This window comes from Paenibacillus sp. HGH0039, assembly GCF_000411255.1.
Classification (GTDB): Bacteria; Bacillota; Bacilli; order Paenibacillales; family NBRC-103111; genus Paenibacillus_F.
The window spans coordinates 80,668-97,109 of record NZ_KE150413.1; the positions used below are offsets into that span (position 1 = coordinate 80,668).

The 16,442-nt window shown below is 56.6% G+C and carries 11 protein-coding genes; 6 read left to right on the forward strand and 5 right to left on the reverse strand.

Features of this window, described 5'->3' with window-relative positions; genetic code table 11:
• Positions 1 to 2 precede the first annotated feature (2 nt).
• Complete coding sequence (locus HMPREF1207_RS14725) at positions 3 to 653, forward strand: hypothetical protein (protein ID WP_009675345.1); 651 nt, start codon at positions 3 to 5, stop codon at positions 651 to 653.
• A 97-nt stretch (positions 654 to 750) separates the two neighbouring features.
• Here HMPREF1207_RS14725 and HMPREF1207_RS14730 read toward each other — a convergent pair whose 3' ends face one another.
• Entirely contained in the window at positions 751 to 1,725 is a 975-nt protein-coding gene (locus HMPREF1207_RS14730) for a hypothetical protein (protein ID WP_009675342.1), read from the reverse strand.
• Between the two features lie 433 nt (positions 1,726 to 2,158).
• On the opposite strand from HMPREF1207_RS14730, the gene HMPREF1207_RS14735 reads away from it, so the two are divergent.
• From HMPREF1207_RS14735 to HMPREF1207_RS14750, 4 genes are all read left to right on the forward strand, one after another.
• On the forward strand, positions 2,159 to 2,566 hold the full coding sequence (locus HMPREF1207_RS14735; protein ID WP_009675360.1) for a GNAT family N-acetyltransferase: 408 nt from the start codon (positions 2,159 to 2,161) through the stop codon (positions 2,564 to 2,566).
• A 275-nt stretch (positions 2,567 to 2,841) separates the two neighbouring features.
• A complete protein-coding gene (locus HMPREF1207_RS14740; protein ID WP_016423777.1) occupies positions 2,842 to 5,442 on the forward strand; it encodes a metallophosphoesterase in 2,601 nt (866 codons plus the stop codon).
• A gap of 374 nt (positions 5,443 to 5,816) precedes the next feature.
• Entirely contained in the window at positions 5,817 to 7,730 is a 1,914-nt protein-coding gene (gene thrS / locus HMPREF1207_RS14745; protein WP_009675346.1) for a threonine--tRNA ligase, read from the forward strand.
• Between the two features lie 122 nt (positions 7,731 to 7,852).
• Positions 7,853 to 9,133, forward strand: a complete 1,281-nt coding sequence (locus tag HMPREF1207_RS14750) for a hypothetical protein (protein ID WP_009675335.1) — start codon at positions 7,853 to 7,855, stop codon at positions 9,131 to 9,133.
• A 216-nt stretch (positions 9,134 to 9,349) separates the two neighbouring features.
• Here HMPREF1207_RS14750 and HMPREF1207_RS14755 read toward each other — a convergent pair whose 3' ends face one another.
• Both HMPREF1207_RS14755 and HMPREF1207_RS14765 read right to left on the reverse strand, forming a co-directional pair.
• Complete coding sequence (locus HMPREF1207_RS14755) at positions 9,350 to 9,778, reverse strand: hypothetical protein (protein WP_009675350.1); 429 nt, start codon at positions 9,776 to 9,778, stop codon at positions 9,350 to 9,352.
• 632 nt (positions 9,779 to 10,410) lie between these two features.
• Positions 10,411 to 13,020: a LuxR C-terminal-related transcriptional regulator gene (locus HMPREF1207_RS14765; protein WP_009675329.1), complete on the reverse strand. Its 2,610-nt coding sequence runs from the start codon at positions 13,018 to 13,020 to the stop codon at positions 10,411 to 10,413.
• 191 nt (positions 13,021 to 13,211) lie between these two features.
• Here HMPREF1207_RS14765 and HMPREF1207_RS14770 point away from each other — a divergent pair, with 191 nt between their 5' ends.
• A complete protein-coding gene (locus HMPREF1207_RS14770; RefSeq protein WP_009675355.1) occupies positions 13,212 to 13,826 on the forward strand; it encodes a hypothetical protein in 615 nt (204 codons plus the stop codon).
• A 359-nt stretch (positions 13,827 to 14,185) separates the two neighbouring features.
• On the opposite strand, the gene HMPREF1207_RS14780 is transcribed toward HMPREF1207_RS14770, so the two are convergent.
• Both HMPREF1207_RS14780 and murQ read right to left on the reverse strand, forming a co-directional pair.
• Positions 14,186 to 15,487 carry a GNAT family N-acetyltransferase gene (locus HMPREF1207_RS14780; protein ID WP_009675333.1) on the reverse strand — a complete coding sequence of 434 codons (1,302 nt, stop codon included), beginning with the start codon at positions 15,485 to 15,487 and terminating at the stop codon, positions 14,186 to 14,188.
• 32 nt (positions 15,488 to 15,519) lie between these two features.
• Positions 15,520 to 16,434, reverse strand: a complete 915-nt coding sequence (murQ, locus tag HMPREF1207_RS14785; protein WP_009675332.1) for an N-acetylmuramic acid 6-phosphate etherase — start codon at positions 16,432 to 16,434, stop codon at positions 15,520 to 15,522.
• Positions 16,435 to 16,442 lie beyond the last annotated feature (8 nt).

Here is a 16,442-nt window from a genome sequence, read left to right on the forward strand (position 1 = left end):
GAATGAAAAACTGGGAACGTCCGCTGCCGGAACCGGCTGAGCTGAAAAGGCAGCTGCTGCATATGGCCGCTTTGGATGTAATCATGAGCGGGGAAGAATGGCTGAGAGTGTACCGGTACGTGCCGGACTGGAAAGCAGACGCCGCTCTAGGGATCGTCGAGAACGGGGCGGGCGATGACGTGTACGTGGTTTTCGCGGAAGAGGGAGTTATCATTAAGGGCTTTGACCACATGTCGCCCCTCAGCCCGCATGCCCGTGAGGAGTATGGCGTATGGCCGGGCATGTATGAGACGGCACCCGCCGGACTGTTGGCCTATCTGGACAACGACCTGTTCGAACGGGAGGACGTTACGTTCTGCATCTGGCGGCAGGCCAGCGATTCGGCGTGGAAGACCGGAGATCTTCAGGAAGCCGAAGGGGAGGACGACGGGTCCGATTTTCTGCTCGGCTATCTGAAGAATACACCGGAAGAACATGCGGAATGGGCCGTGTCCTACTACGAGAAACCGGTCGATCTTGAAGCGGTACGCGGGCTATTCGCGGATGCGGCTGTTACGGAAGAGCTTATAGCGGCGCTAAATCCGCAGCGGAGCGCGAAAGACGCCCTGGCGGAGCTGGAGGGTCTGGGGCTGCGTGCCAACCGGGGCCGATAACGGACATGTAAAAGAGGACGGGGCTGTTCCAACCGATCAGCCTGCGTCCTTTTTTTGTCGAGGGAGAAGTAGGTATCAGTTTCCTTCTTTCCGAAAATTAGAGTAGATTAAATTGTCCCAGCCAGATATAAATGCCCATCAAACCAAACACGACGATGCAGAAGTTAACGGCAACGAACAAGCATCGCATGACGGGTGTACGGTGGAACTGGTATAACGTTTTGGCGGCACCGCTCCCTTCGATAATGAACAAAATAAGAATCGTATGCATAATGGTGTGGCCCACGATTTCTTTGAACCCGAAAAAGGTGGTCGTCATGAGGAAAACGCCGGTAAGCAGAAGAGCGGTGAAGCGGTTCATGATCCCCATGATAAAAGCCCAGGCGAGCCCCATTTCGATAAACGCGCTGATCAGCACGAAATCCTCAACCGTGAAGCCGAGCGTAGGGAGTCCGTACTCGTGCATAAGCGAGCAGGCGAGCTTGGCCAGTGTCATTTTTTCCATGGAAAGCCAGGCGAGGGACAGCCCCGTGCATAGGTAGAGAATGGGTGTAGCCGATTGCTTCCAGCGGCTCTCGGTGACGAGCAGGTAATAAATAACGCCGGCGTAGAAAAAATAATCAAGCCCGTGGAAGAGCCCGTATGTAATGAGGGAATACCCATACAGGACAGCGAGAGCGGCACCGCTCACGACCAGCAGCCTGCGGTGGAGAAGCCCGGCGATAGCCAGAATCAGCACGGCGTATACCCAGACATGGTCCGATACGAAAGCCGGCGCGAGATACGTGCCCGTAGAAAGCTGCATCAGCAGACCCAAACCGACACCGACGCGCAGAATAAGCAATTGATAGCGCTTTAATCCGTTCAAAAACTGATGAACCCGGTGTACAAGACCGATCCGCTCCAACGATTCGCTGAAGAGGACACAGACGAGCAGAGCGGCCAGCGTGACCCCGAGCCACAGCAGAAAAGCGGGCGTGATGACTTTGGTCATGGGCTGCGGGTTCCAGACGTGGTCTTCGGTAAACCATTTGACGTGGACGTACAAGCCGCTCCATTTTGGAAGGTACATAGTACTGTTTTCACCTCCTTGCTAAAATAAGATGTCCATTCATCCATTTTCATCGTTAATTGGGGGGAAACGTGATTTTCAGATAATCGAAGCGCTTGCAAAAATCATGAATCCTAAAGCTTTACTTAGATAAAGTATTTTACAAATTATAGTACCATAACCAATTAAAAAAGTAATCGACAATTTTTGTTCAGTTTTTGTCCTTATTTGTAGAAATCAGCTCCATTCGACACCGAATGCGGAATAGAGGCGTGGAACCTTCGTTTTTTCGCCAAAAATCCCCTTTCTTTTCGGAGAGTTGAAGAGAGGTTTTGGAAGGCTGTCATCGGTTAAAATCAGCTTCACAACCCCCCTCTTAGGGTAAAGAGGTTCTATAGCGCGGTTTCATCCGCTTGCCTACAGAACGAGAACTCTTTTCAGGAGGTGCGATAAAATGAGTGAATTGAATCAGAACCCGCCGGAGGATAAGAATTCCGTCCCTCGCGAGACGGGCGAAGAGGGATATGTGGACGTTGTGGTCCAGAAGCAGGGAACCAGTTATATCCTGACAGGCATAGGCGGCACAGTGGGAGAAATGACGTACCACATGGTCGACGTGGACACATGGATCGTCAATCATACGTTTATCGACCCCAAGTACCGGGGCCGTAACCTGAGTCGAATGCTGCTGGATTATGTCGTAGCCGAGGCCCGCGAGAACGGCAGAAAAATTATTCCCGCCTGCTCGTACGTATTGGAGCAATTTAAGCAAAATCCGGACGAATTTGCGGATGTGTGGCTGAAGGAAGGCGAGACTCAATACTCGGATACGTACAGTTCCGACAGTGTTATGAAAGGCTGACGAGCCGGGCGGCCCGCTCGGTTTATAGGAAAGGCAGAGGAGCCTTACAACCGCACGGCTTTGTCGAAAGCGCGAGTCCGCGAGGACCCGTGCTTTTTGTGCTGCGCCACTGTGAGAATGAACATGCCCGCGCCCTTTTGTTTGGTTACTCGCTTATCTTTGATAATTTACAAAAATTTGGAATCCGTGATAAGATAAATGAAGCAAAATTAAAGCGCTTTAATTTTGTGAATGCACCGCTTTACCCATCTGATCACATGAGGAGAGGAAGCGAAATGCGGAAGTATCGAGCTTTTCCCGGAAAAAGAATGACGCGTTCCATCAGTCTGTTCGTCGTGTTCCTGCTGCTGGCGCTCGACTTGGCCGGAGCCGTTTCGGCAAGCGGTACGGCGGGAGCGAGCAATGGCGCACGGACGGAAGCGGCGGCGATTAAAGAAACGCTGGCGCAGTGGATTTTCAAGGACAAAGGCAGTAACGGTGTATTTCCCGCCACGGGCGGCGTGTTCCAATCGGCCTCTTCGATCCGCGACATAGGTACCAATACCGACCAGTACACATACGAATCCGGCGAAAACAGTGTCCGCAATCAGGGCTGGCACGACGGCAGCGGCAAGAAATACTGGCTCGCGGCACTCTCCACCAAAGGGTACGAGAACATCACCCTATCATCGCAGCACACTTCCTCAAGCACGGGTCCGCGTGACTTCAAAGTTCAATTCAGCACCGATCAGCAGACGTGGACGGACATTCCGAACGGGAAGCTGGTCCTTGCCCAAAATAATTTCAGCTGTCCGAACAATACCTGCAAATTAACGAACCTCTCTTTGCCGCAAGGGACCGGCGATCAGGATGTGCTCTACATCCGCTGGGTCGTAAGCTCGACCGCCAGTGTAAGCGGCGGCACGGTATCCAGCTCGGGTTCCAGCCGGATCAAAGATGTGCTCGTGACCGGCGAACGCGGCAGCGGCGAACCCGGGGAACAGCCGACGACGGCTGTAAGCAGAACTCCCGCTCCGGGTGCGGCCGACGCGGCTGTGAACACCGAAATCAGCGTGACCTTCAACAAAGCCGTGGTACAGGACAACGCGTATAAAGCGGCGATCACGGACAGCGGCGGCGCTCCGCTTTCCGGCGTCTCGTCGGCGGTGAACGGCAGTGTCCTCAAAATCAGCCATCCCGATCTGGCGGCCGGAAAAACTTACAAGGTCACCGTTCCCAAGGGACTCGTAAAAGGCGCCCAGGATGGCGCAGCCCCGTCCGCCGACATTACGTGGAGCTTCACGACGAGGCTGCCGGACTCCGGCATCAAAACGCCGTCTTTGCTGAACATGACGTTCAACGGCGACCCGAAAACAAGCATTTCGTTCGACTGGTATACGGCCGAAACGGTGAAAGGCACGGTTGTCCAGGTGGTGGAAGCATCCAAAGCCCCGGGCGGCACGTTCCCGGCTGACTTGGCGCAGAGCTACACGGGCAGTGTCACCGTCATCGACACGCTGATGACCGAGGGCGACAGAAGCTCGAAGAAATACAAGAAATTCGCCAGTCACAAAGCGACTGCTAGCGGGCTTAAGCCGGGTACGAAGTACGTCTACAGGGCCGGCAACGGGGATGCGGACGGCTGGAGCGAGACCGGATCTTTTACGACGGACCGGGCCGACAATCAGGACTTTCACTTCCTGTACGTGACCGACACGCAGGGCTCCAGCAAATCCAACTTCGAGCTGTGGCAGGATACGTTCAAGAGAGCCATCGAGAAGACGGTAGATCCCAAATTCGTCCTGCTGACGGGGGATTTGACGGATGACGGGGATCTGGAGCAGCTGTGGCAGTGGTTCCTGGGCGTTCCGAAAAAAGAGTTCGCCAACGTGCCGTTCGCCCCGATTATCGGCAATCACGAGGTGGAGGACTACCCGAACAACAATTTTTACAACCACTTCAATTTGCCCAAAGATGTCGGGACAGGCGCCCATGACGGATCGGTGTATGCGTTTGAATACGGCGATGCGCTCTTTATGCAGATCAATTCCCAGTACGAAGGGGAGGTTTCCCCGTACAAGGCCGATCCCCAATTTACGAAGCAGCTGGAATGGATGAGGAATCAGGTGGCCAAGTCGGATAAAAAATGGAAGTTCGTTTCTATGCATAAAGGACCTTATTCCTCGGGAGACAACGCGTCGGCGGAAGACGACCGGGTGAAATTTTACCGCAAGTATCTCATTCCGGTATTCGACGAACTGGGCGTGGACATGGTTTTCGAAGGGCATGACCATATGTACATGAGATCCTATCAGATGCTGAATAACGTTCCCATCAAAAACGTCATTATCGACGAGCAGGGCCACGTCGTGAATCCGAAAGGCACCGTGTACCTGATGGGCAACTCCGCCGCTTCGAAGTTCTACGAATTGAACCCGAACGCGGATACGTTCTTCGCCGCCAAGAACGAGCAGCCGAACAAGAAGATGTTCGTGGATGTGTCGATCACCGGCGATGTGCTCAAATTCACGTCTTATACGGCCGTAAAAGACAAACCCGTCGCTGTTTATGAGTCCTACAGCATCAAGCGGACGGACGGCAAGCCCGCCAAGGTGGAAAATGCGAGCGCCGTCAAACAGTCGGGCAAGGCGGTTATTTCCTGGAAAGCTCCCGCCGGCACATCCGAGCCGGTTAGAGGCTACCGCATTTACGAGAAGAACGGCAGGGCGGGCATCAACTGGAGCGCCTACGTTCCGGCCGTCAGCGGGCAGACCGCCTACAGCTATACGTTGAGCGGCACCGACTCCGCGCAAACCTATGAGTTTGTCGTTAAAGCCGTCGGGGGAAGAAATAATTCCGAACCGGTCGAAATCAGCACGGCAGGCGGCACGAAGTGACCTGGCATGGAGAAAAATAGAAATCGGCGGCTTGACATCCTTCCCGGCCGATTCTATAATTTCTACCCATACAGGCATTGACCAAAGACACGATTCCCTTCACGGGCTGCCCAGAGAGAGAAGCGCATGCTGAAAGCTTCTCCTGCCGACGGATGCGGAATTACCCCTTTGCAGCCGTGGCATCGAACCCGCATAAGATCCGAGCGGCAGTAGATGACACCGGATCATCTCCGTTACCGGATGCCAAATGAGGATTCTGCGTGCTTCGCGGCAGATCAAATGAGGGTGGAACCACGAGCTGAACGCACTCGTCCCTTTGTGGATGAGCTGCGTTTTTTTGCGTTCAACAAAAAACACTCGTGGAGGGATAGACGATGAATATTCAAGTAACCTTGCCAGACGGATCGGTCCGGGAGTACTCCAGAGGGACGACGATTGAAGAGGTGGCCCAGTCCATCAGTCCGGGACTTCGTAAGAACGCGTTCGGCGGCAAACTAAACGGCAAACCGGTCGATCTGAACACGTCCATCGAGCGGGACAGCGCGGTCGAGATTATCACGCCGGATAGCGCCGAGGGGCTGAACATTTACCGGCACAGCACGGCGCACCTCATGGCGCAGGCCATCAAGCGGATTTACGGCGGCAAAGCCGTGAAGCTGGGCATCGGCCCGGTTATCGAAGACGGGTTCTATTACGACCTGGATCTCGAAAAGCCCTTGTCGACCGAAGATCTCGCCGCCATCGAGAAGGAGATGGAGAAAATCGCGGGTGAAAACCTGCCGATCATCCGCCGGGTCGTAAGCCGGGAGGAGGCTCTCCGCATTTTCGGCGACATGGAAGATCCCCTGAAGCTGGAGCTGATTCGCGACCTTCCGGAGGATGCGGAAATTTCCGTCTACGAACAGGGAGAATTTCTCGACCTGTGCAGGGGACCGCATCTGCCTTCGACGGGGCGGATCAAAGCGTTCAAGCTGCTGAACGTGGCAGGCGCTTACTGGCGCGGGGATTCCGCCAACAAGATGCTCCAGCGCATCTACGGCACGGCTTTCCCGAAAAAAGCGGAGCTTGACGAGCATCTGCATCTGCTGGAGGAGGCCAAGAAACGCGACCACCGCAAGCTGGGCAAGGAACTCGGCCTGTTCATGTTCTCCGAAGAAGCTCCCGGCATGCCGTTCTACCTGCCCAAAGGGATGACGATCCGCACAGAGCTGGAAAGCTTCGCACGCGGACTGCAGCGGCAGCGGGAATATGACGAAGTGCGTACGCCGTTCATGATGAACAGACGCCTCTGGGAGCAGTCGGGCCACTGGGACCATTACAAGGACAACATGTATTTTACCGATGTGGACGATACGAGTTTTGCGCTGAAGCCCATGAACTGTCCGGGCCATATGCTGATTTATAAAAACAGCCTGCATTCCTACCGGGAACTTCCGATCCGCCTTGCCGAGTACGGGCAGGTGCACCGGCACGAGATGTCGGGTGCGCTGAACGGCATGATGCGCGTGCGCACGTTCTGTCAGGACGATGCGCATCTGTTCGTCCGCCCCGATCAGATCGAAGAAGAAATCGGCCGGGTGATCGAACTGATCGACTATATTTACGGCGTCTTCGGCTTCGAGTACAAAATCGAGCTGTCCACGCGCCCCGAAGACTCCATGGGCTCCCAGGAGCTGTGGGATCAGGCGGAAGCTTCCCTGAAAAACGTGCTCGATAACCGGGGCATCGAATACCGGGTCAACGAAGGCGACGGCGCGTTCTACGGGCCGAAAATCGACTTCCATATTCTCGATGCGCTCAAGCGCAGCTGGCAGTGTGGGACGATCCAGCTCGATTTTCAAATGCCGGAGAAATTCGACCTCACGTACATCGGCGAGGACAGCCTGAAACACCGGCCGGTCGTTATCCACCGGGCCGTGTACGGTTCGGTCGACCGCTTCATCGGCATCATCACCGAGCATTACAGCGGCGCTTTCCCGCTCTGGCTGGCGCCGGTGCAGGTGAAGCTTCTGCCGGTGTCCGACCATTACGCCGATTACGCCATGCTCGTGAAGAAATCGCTGGACGAAGCGGGCATCCGCGCGGAAGCCGATCTGAGAAACGAGAAACTGGGCTACAAGATCCGTGAAGCGCAGCTGGAAAAAGTGCCGTACATGTTCGTCCTCGGCGAAAACGAAAAAAATACGGGCACGGCAGCCGTCCGCAAACGCGGGGAAGGGGACTTGGGCCCGCAATCGATTGAGGAGATTTGCGGGCGGATTCTCGAAGAAATCCGCAGTAAAGCTTAGCAGCCCGGGAGAAAGAATAGGAGCGCGGAAGGCAGGCTTCCTGTTCTCGGGAAGAATTTCAAGCGAAAAATCCGGCGGCGCTCTCCATGTAAGCTCGCCGGACGGTGAAAGGATGAAGTGCGATGACGGAGCGTATTCCGTGCAAAAGCGCGGATTGCCGGGCGACGATTCTTCCCCGGACAGCCGAGAAGACGGGCGGTTACTGTATGCCCTGCGTACAGAACCGGCAGCGGCTGGAGCGGGAGGAGTTCATCCGCCGGAACCGCAGGGATGTGAATCTCTACGAGGGGATAACGGACCCCGTGGAGATTTTGAAAATCATGTGCGAGCCGAGGGTTCCGGACCCTCTCACCCGCTATACGGCATACGAGAAAACGGCCGAGGAGCTGTATGCCTCTTTGTCCGCATCGGATGCGGAAAGGATGAAAGCTTACGCGGCGGCGCTGCTATCGGAAGATGAGCCGGATATCGCGGAAGACATTTTGTTATCGCTGGCATGCTTCACGGGAATACCGGTGCACGATTGTCTGCCCGCGCTTATTCGGAAGGAATGTTACCATCCGGGTATTCTCTACAAACAGGCTCCCGCCGCTATCCGGGACTTTCTGCTGGACCAAGTGGAAAAAGATGCGGAGAACCGCAATTTCCTATTGCTCGCGTTGGCCTGGATCGGGGATGAGGCGGTGGCGGCCCGCTTTAACCAATGGAGGGAAACTCCGCCTGTCTGGGCCGAAGAACTGTATGTTCCTCCACACCAGTACTCGCTTGAGGCAGGATGGACGCTGAACGAGGAAGGTTCGAGAAGCGACTTGTTTTACAGGGAGTGCCGGACGTTTGAAAAAGGCATGCCCTCCGGCGGCGAACCTGTATCGCTTTTCGGAAAAACCGAAGAGTTTTGCAGAGGCTGTGGCGGCGAAATGACTGTTCTGTTCGATCTGGACCTCAGACATCCTTCGCTTCGGTTCCTGGGTATGGAAGGCGAGAGATTGAAGATTGCGACCTGCTTGAGCTGCACCTGCTATGGCTTTCTTTTTACCGATATAGACGGTAAGGGAGGGAGCAGATGGAGCCGGTACAATGCCGCCCCCGCCGTTTCGCCGGTACCGGAAGAGGACGGGCCATTGGAGGCCGGAGAGCGGCCCGCTCTGCGGTTCTCCGGCAAGGAGCGGGGAACGTACTACGCCGCCGTCTGGACTCAGGAGCCGGCGGTGGCTTCGCAGGTGGGGGGCTATCCCACGTGGATTCAGGACGCGGAGTACCCGGATTGTCCCAGGTGCTCGGGGAAAATGACCTTCCTGGCCCAATTCTCCTGGGAGGATGCGGATGATTACGGCGAAGGAATTACCTATGCGTTCGTATGCAAGGAATGCCAAGTCGCCGCAACCCACTTCCAGCAGACGTAAGTCTCGTGATCAATCTGCTGCGGCAGGCTCGGTCTTGTTACGCGGTTACGCCGGTGACAGTCTTGATCGCGTGCCGGCGAGTAGTATTAACCGCAGTGCCGATGAGGCATGCGGCAGATTCGATCAAAAAAGGCGCCCCCGTAAAATCGGGGGGCGCCTTTTCTCTTTTTAACCGTGTGATGCTTGAGGGGGTGGCGGCGGACCGGCAAAGACCGGTCAAGTTACGTTCGCGACGCTACGGGTGATGACCTCGACCAGCTCTGCCTTGTGGGCTTCATAAGCTTCCCGGGACAAGCTTCCACCGGCGAGACGGTCATCCAGCTGTGCGGACAATTGCGCCGTTTGCAGGGCAATGACATCCTGCACATCGCGCGAATGGCTGGCCGCTACCTCAGCGAGAGACTGCCCGTTGTACAAAGCGTCGTAAATCTCTTCGTCGGAAGTGACGCCCAGGGCCTGATGCAGTTCGTCTTGGACGGGCACGGCTGCGGTTTGTGTGGCTGCGGTTTTTACTTTATCGAATGCGGCCGGATTATCCGGGATCATAATTTGTACTTCCGCGGTGCTTTCTTCATTCCAAAATCCCGCACCGATTGTGATGGCAAAAGCGACAGTGCCTGCGATTAAAATATGTTTGGGTCTCATGTGTATTTCCTCTTTTCTGTAAACGAATAGGTGGGATCAGACGAGCAACGGTATCTATAAGCGTAAGTAGGCAGATAAGCGAATGGAGTAATTCGTATGTAAGTTGAAAGGACGTCTTCTAAGTCTTATACGAAGCACACGGGTTTCCGTTGCGCGGCCGGAATTATTACCCGGCAAATTTCGTTCTAAAACGGTTTGAGGCAAACGTTTGATCCGCTGTCCTGAACCCATTGTATCCGGCACTTCTTAAAACGGGATTAAATCAACCTGAATCTGCTCTGAAATCTGAAGGGGAGACTGCAAAGCAAAAAACAGTATAGAGCAGCCGGGAAAGTAAATTCGAAAACGGGTGTGAAGTGCGGATAGAAGAGCGAGGCGAAGAACGGGCCGAAGATTGACACAGGGAACAGAAGCAGGAGCAGGAGCAGAAGCAATAGTAGGAGCAAGAGCAGAAGCAAGAGCAGAACCAAGAGCAGAACCAAGAGCAGAACCAAGAGCAGAACAGAGCAGAACCAAGAGCCACACAAAAACCCCTCCGGATATGACCCGGAGGGGTTAGGCGGCGCAGCGGCCTTGGCGCACAGCGGGCCGGAAAGAGCCGAAACAAGCATCGTTTCAGCCAAGCCGGCATGCTATTCCGCATCCAGTAGCTTAAGCTCTTGCGCGGTAACGAGCGCTTGGGTACGGGAGGAAACGCCCAGCTTCTCGTACAAGCGGGAGAGGTAGACCTTGACCGTACCCTCGGAAAGCGTCAACTGCTCCGCCATCTGCTTGTTGGAAGCGCCCCGGCGGATAAGGCGGAGCAGACTGATCTCGCTGCGGCTCAGTTCCTCCACGAGCCCCGGGGCTGCAGGTTTGCGCTGGGGGGAGGCGGGCATGAACAGGCTAAGCAGCTTCAATACGTAATCGTGCATCCCGCCTCCCTGTCCTGCCGCTTCCCGGGCCAAGCGGTATTGTCTGGCATAAGCGCGCAGCAGGGTTTCCATGGCTTTGCCTTCATCGAGGAAGCTCCGGATGTAGCCGTTCCGGGCACTCAGCTCCAGCGCTTCGTGAAGATGGCGCAGAGCCGCCGTACGCTGACCCCGCTGATTTTCCAGGAGCGCCTGCAGAATGCCGATTTCGATGATGCCGGACAGAAGCTGCTCCCGCTCGCACTGGGGTTTAAGCAGCTCCAACAGGCGCAGCGCCTCTTTCTCCTTGCGCTGGCTGCCGAGCGCGCGCGCCAGCGTGACGTATTCGAACTCCTGCCGGAAACCGGGCTTGTCCTTCCTGGACAAACCGAGCTGCGGCAGAGCCTTTTTCACGTCTGCGGAGCGGTCTTCTTTAAGATACAGACGGATTCTGGCCGCCTGCAAAAGCTGCAGCCAGCGGCTGTCTCTCAGCCCGGAAGCTGCCTCGAAAGCTTCGTCCACAGCGGCATGGGCCAGCTCGAAGCGCCCCTCCGCCGCATACAGCATGGCCTGCGTCAGATGCATCGGCACATACAAGCCGGGCAGCTCCCTGGCTGGGGCGGAACGGGAGACCAGGACCGCCAATCTGCGGCTGTCCTCCAGCCGGTTCCACTCGTAGTAGCCCTCGCTGAGCGACTGCATGACGTACAGATAAATGTAGGAACCGTGCCATCCCCTGGCTTCCAGCAGACTGGTGAACAAGGCGCCGATCCTTTCCGTATCGGACGAGAGTACGCCTTTGAGGCCGAGCGGGGTCCGTCTGACCAGCGGTTCGGTCCGGTTATAGTTAAACGTGTAAAAAGCCGGATCGGCCGGTAAAATCTCATGCAGCAGAGTCCCGATATGAGTGAACCATTTATCGAAGATGCCGGTCATAAACATCAGATTCGAACGCACGAAAAGCAGCCCGCTCTGGAGTTCTTTCCGTTCTTCCGGCTCCATGGAAGCGTCCAGTGACGACTCCACCCGCTCAAGCAGCTGCTCGGCCTGCTCCGCATGACCCGTCATGAGCAGGACGAAAGCATGGTGCAAAGACAATGCGGGCGGCACGGCATAATCCGGAGGGAAGCTGCGGAACCAGCGCAGGAGGTTGCCCAGTTCTCCGCTTTCCAATACGGCCGGCATGTGGGTTCTCAGGGAGCTTTCCAGCAGAGGATAATCTTCGCCGGCTATGGCGTATTCCATCGCTTCATTCATAAATCCGCGCGAAATGCAGCCTGCACTTGCCAGCCGGTTCAGCCGCCGCCATTCCTCCGGCTGCTTGCGTTTAAGCAGCTCCTGCAGAAATCCGGCAAACAGATGATGGTACCGGAACCAGGCGCCGCGCTCGTCCAGGGGCACTAGGAAGAGGTTTGATTTTTTAGCCCGCTCGAGCAGTACCCGGGAGTCGGCGCTTTCCGTGACCGCATCGCACAGACCGGCATCCATCTCTTGAAGAACGGACGTTTTCAGCACGAAGGAATAGAGGTCCGGCGGCAATTTCGAGGCAACTTCTTCGAATAAATAATCCGAGATAACCCGGTGGTCTCCGCGGAATTCCTCGAGGAAACGGGCCGCGTCTGCCCCGGATTGAAGAGACAGCAGCGCCAACTGCAGGCCGGTTACCCAGCCTTCCGTCTGTGCGGCGAGATGCCGGATCTGTTCATCCGTCAAAGGATGATTGTGGATGTCCCGGTAAAATGCGGCGGTTTCATCGGCCGTAAATTGGAGAGTGGCCGTGTGCAGTTCGTTTTGTTCCTGCTTGGCGGTCCATTTTACAGTCGAAAAAGGAAGCTCGCTGCGGCTTGCGATCAGCACGTGAAGCGCAGGCGGCAGGTATTCGATAAAATAAGCCAGGCTGTCGTGAATGCGCGCGTCCCCGATCAGGTGGTAGTCGTCGAGAACAAGCACCGTTTTTCCGGGAATCTCATAAAGCTCGTTTAAAAGCGCATCCAGAAAAGTGGAGGAGGAAATATCCTGCAGCGATAGCGTAAGCGCCGCAAGCCGCTGTCCGGCCGGGTCTCCGGCCTTATCGGCCAGGGAGCGGATGAGCGTGCGCCAGAAGCGGATAAAATCGTTATCTCTGGCATCCAGGGACAGCCAGGCGCAGGTATGCCCGCTGCTGTGGGCCCACTGGGTAAGCAGGGTCGTTTTGCCGAATCCGGCGGGGGCGCACACAAGCGTAAGCCGCCCGTTTATTCCCCGGGATAAAGAATCGGTCAGCCGCTCGCGGGCAACCAGATTCGGCTTTGGAAGAGGCGCGGCTATTTTGGTTTTTAAAATGACGGGGGCATCGGAAGCCGTATCGGTCATAAGTCCTCCAGAAGCGGCAGACAGCCGCGGTCGTTTCCAATCTGTTTTGTATCATTATATAAAAAAACAAGCTCCAAGTTAACTTAAGTTAATGGATAATTTCATTAGCTCTTAGTAAACTTGCCGCGAGTTTTCGTGCCGGATGGAGGCAGCGGGCTCACCAAGCTATAGTGAAGGGAGAGCAAACTATTGTGCAGGCGAAGCCGGGTGGGAAATATAACGGAGGACAGCCCTCCTCCTTCTCTAACGCTGTATGGGATGTTCATGTAAACCTGCCGCCGCAAGCGGAAAACGCATCCGTGAGCATAGCCGGGGATATGATCCGGCTGCTCCAAATAAGGGAAGCATCTATTGAACTGGATACTTGGGCCGGAAGTTTCCGCATACCCGCCGGTCAAATCGGTATTGGTGCAGCCACGGGACAGTTCGGTCCGGGAGTCCGGCTGTCGGAGATGACTGTTTCGTTCGAGATTAGCATGGGCCGAAAAGAACGGGAAGCCTTGTTGACCGGGGAGGCGGGTTCAGGACGATACCGCCTTCTTTCGGGGCCCGTCGATTTTGCCGTCATCGTTTCCTGCGGGGATAAGAAAAGGAAACTGGAGAACCTGCCGGATATAGAGCTGGCCCTGCCGCTGCCGGACGGTCTGGAACCGGACAGGGCTATAAACGTGCTTGTGCTGGACAGAAAAGGTTCCGTCCGGCTGCTTCCCGCACACCGGGTAAACCGAAAAGGACGAATGATGGCCGCTGCAAACGGAGCGGGCGACGGTATTTTCGTACTGGCGGTTAAGCGCGGGGAACGTTGAATGATCTGGCAAGTGGGGAGGGAGAGGCAAGTCATTCAAGAAGCGCAAGCAATGCAAGCAGTGCTAGCGGTACAAGCGGTACTAGCAATACTAACGGTACAAGCAATGAGCAGTACAAGCAATGAACAGTACAAGCAGTGCCGTCAAAACATGTGTTCACGGAGAAACTTCAGCGACTGGGGGAATTTAGGCAAGAGGCGAGCGCCTGTACATGTTTGTGCCGAACGTAACGTTAGGAACGGAAAAAAGCGCCCGCCCGTTAAAGGGGTGGCGCTTTTTTTGTATAGGCAGCACAATACCGCATATCCCGCCGCCCCAATGAAAACTCCGGTATCGACGGGGAGGCGATAAAGTGCGCGTCAGATGTAATTGAGGCCGGAGGTCGACGGAAACGGGACAGGGAACAGACCTGTCAGCGCCTCACGCCATTGTGCCGGTGTACCTTCGGGAAGGACCGGCGCCGCATTCGCGTCCGCTGCCGGCAGTGAGAACGGACCGTCGAACAGAAGCGCGATCCACGCGTCCGCATCCAGTTCCAGGTCGTCCAGCCCCGGATAGGACAGCCGGATGCCGCGTTCGGCCGCGCCGGAGCTGCCTTCCGGCAGGGGAGCTTTTTCCGGCTGAAGAGCAGCCAAGTACGGCTTCAGCCGGTGGAAAAGGCGGGCCGCATCGGGCACATAGACGGTGCCCAGAATCCGCTCGTCCGCGTACGGAGCATGCTTCTGCAGCAGAGCGGCCAGTCCGGCATCGTGCCGGGAAGCGAGCACGTCCAGCTTTTCCGGGGCCGCTGTCTCCAGCGCATGCGCGAGCAGAGCGGCTACGGCCGAAGGCTCGCCCGCCCATTCGATGGCGAACGGTGTCATCTTCGGCCGGAGGCTTCCCGGAAGCGCGGCGACCAGGAACGCGGTTGGGACGCCGCCGCGTTCCGCAACGTAGACGCGATGCCCAAGCTTCACGCATCGCGCGTAAGCCTGCGCGTCAATGAGCACGGCCAGGTCCCACTGGCTCTGCTCGAAGGCGACTTCGCGGGAAGCGGCCAGCTTGGCGAGAGCGGGCAGGTCGCTGTGCGTCCACTCCCGGCAGAGGAGCGGTCCGGCCGCATCCGTGCCGCGGGAAGCGCCGGCGCCGATCTGCGAGGCCGGACGGGCAGAGGCTCCCGCACCCGTAAGCGAGGCCGTGCTGCCCTCGCTTACGCCGGCTTGTGGAGCCTCAGCGGCTGCTTCCCGCAGCGCCGGGGCCATTTCCGGCGTAAGCGTGTAGCGCCGGATCGTCCCGAACTCGCGGCAGCCTGCGCGCGTGTACAGGCTTCTCGTGCCGGACACGAGGATCAGGTCGCCGTCCGATGCGGCGACCTGATCCTTCACGGCATCGAGCAGCTTGCCGGCAACCCCGTGGCCCCGTGCTTCCGGGGCCGTGCAGACCGCGCCGACGGAGAACACGTTCAGCTGCGAGGAGCCGATCCGGACGGCGGACGGGAGAAGTCCCATAAAAGCCGTCATGCGGCTGTCTTCTCCATAAGCTCCGAACGAGGAGGAAGTGACGGCGGAGAACAAATAAGGGAAGCCGGCGGCCATCGATACCTGCTCGCCGTCCCGGAAGATCGAGTCGGCAAGCGCCGCGGCTTCGGTCATTTCATCAGGTTTCACTAAGCGGACATTCATGTGCATGCAACCTTTCGCTGAGAAATAAACGCTTATGAGGCACTTTCGGACGATTCAACCGCCATGCGGACTTTGCCGCCGGTTTCCTGTAATCTGCGTGAAGCTTCTTCATAGGACATTTTAGCCAGAATCATGACGATGGCGGTTTTGACGTGACCTTGCGATTCCGCATAAGCCCGGGAAATTTCTTCGCTGTCCGAGCCCGTTGCCATCGCAATGAGGCGTTTGGCGCGTTCGACCAGTTTGTAATTGGAAGGCTGAACGTCCACCATCAGATTATCATACACTTTGCCTAGACGTACCATCGAGGCCGTTGTGAGCATGTTCAGTACCATTTTCTGAGCGGTGCCCGCTTTCATGCGGGTCGACCCGAGGACGACTTCCGGACCGACAACAGGCTCAATGGCCAGATCGGCGATGGCTGCCATCGGGGTGCCGTGATTATTGCACAAGGCGATGACTTTTGCCCCTTGTTCGCGGGCGCGCTTCATGGCGCCGATCACGTAGGGCGTTCTGCCGCTTGCCGCGATGCCGACAACGACATCCTTGGAACTGACGCCGCAGGCATCCGCATCGTCGCGTCCGAGCTGCTCGCTGTCTTCCGCTCCCTCGACGGCTTTCAAAATCGCATCGGGTCCCCCGGCAATGATTCCTTGAATCAGCTTGGGATCGGTTCCGTAAGTAGGCGGGCATTCGGATGCGTCAAGAATTCCGAGCCTGCCGCTTGTTCCCGCCCCGAAGTAAAAGAGTCTGCCGCCCGCGGAAAGCCGCTGTGTGATCCAATCAACCGCTTCGGCCACGGCTGGAAGCACCTGCCGGACCGTTTCCGCGACGGTTAAATCCTCCTGGTTGATCAGCGTGACGATATCCAAAGCAGATCTCTGGTCCAACTGGCGGGTCCGGGGATTTTGCTGCTCGGTCGTGAGACTGTGTATATTTTCTTTCATAAGGTACC

Bases quoted from the DNA above. Each gene is read 5' to 3' on its own strand.
- HMPREF1207_RS14725 (WP_009675345.1), top strand. From the start codon at position 3: ATGAAAAACTGGGAACGTCCGCTGCCGGAACCGGCTGAGCTGAAAAGG.
- HMPREF1207_RS14730 (WP_009675342.1), bottom strand. From the start codon at position 1,725: ATGTACCTTCCAAAATGGAGCGGCTTGTACGTCCACGTCAAATGGTTT.
- HMPREF1207_RS14735 (WP_009675360.1), top strand. From the start codon at position 2,159: ATGAGTGAATTGAATCAGAACCCGCCGGAGGATAAGAATTCCGTCCCT.
- HMPREF1207_RS14740 (WP_016423777.1), top strand. From the start codon at position 2,842: ATGCGGAAGTATCGAGCTTTTCCCGGAAAAAGAATGACGCGTTCCATC.
- thrS (WP_009675346.1), top strand. From the start codon at position 5,817: ATGAATATTCAAGTAACCTTGCCAGACGGATCGGTCCGGGAGTACTCC.
- HMPREF1207_RS14750 (WP_009675335.1), top strand. From the start codon at position 7,853: ATGACGGAGCGTATTCCGTGCAAAAGCGCGGATTGCCGGGCGACGATT.
- HMPREF1207_RS14755 (WP_009675350.1), bottom strand. From the start codon at position 9,778: ATGAGACCCAAACATATTTTAATCGCAGGCACTGTCGCTTTTGCCATC.
- HMPREF1207_RS14765 (WP_009675329.1), bottom strand. From the start codon at position 13,020: ATGACCGATACGGCTTCCGATGCCCCCGTCATTTTAAAAACCAAAATA.
- HMPREF1207_RS14780 (WP_009675333.1), bottom strand. From the start codon at position 15,487: ATGAATGTCCGCTTAGTGAAACCTGATGAAATGACCGAAGCCGCGGCG.
- murQ (WP_009675332.1), bottom strand. From the start codon at position 16,434: ATGAAAGAAAATATACACAGTCTCACGACCGAGCAGCAAAATCCCCGG.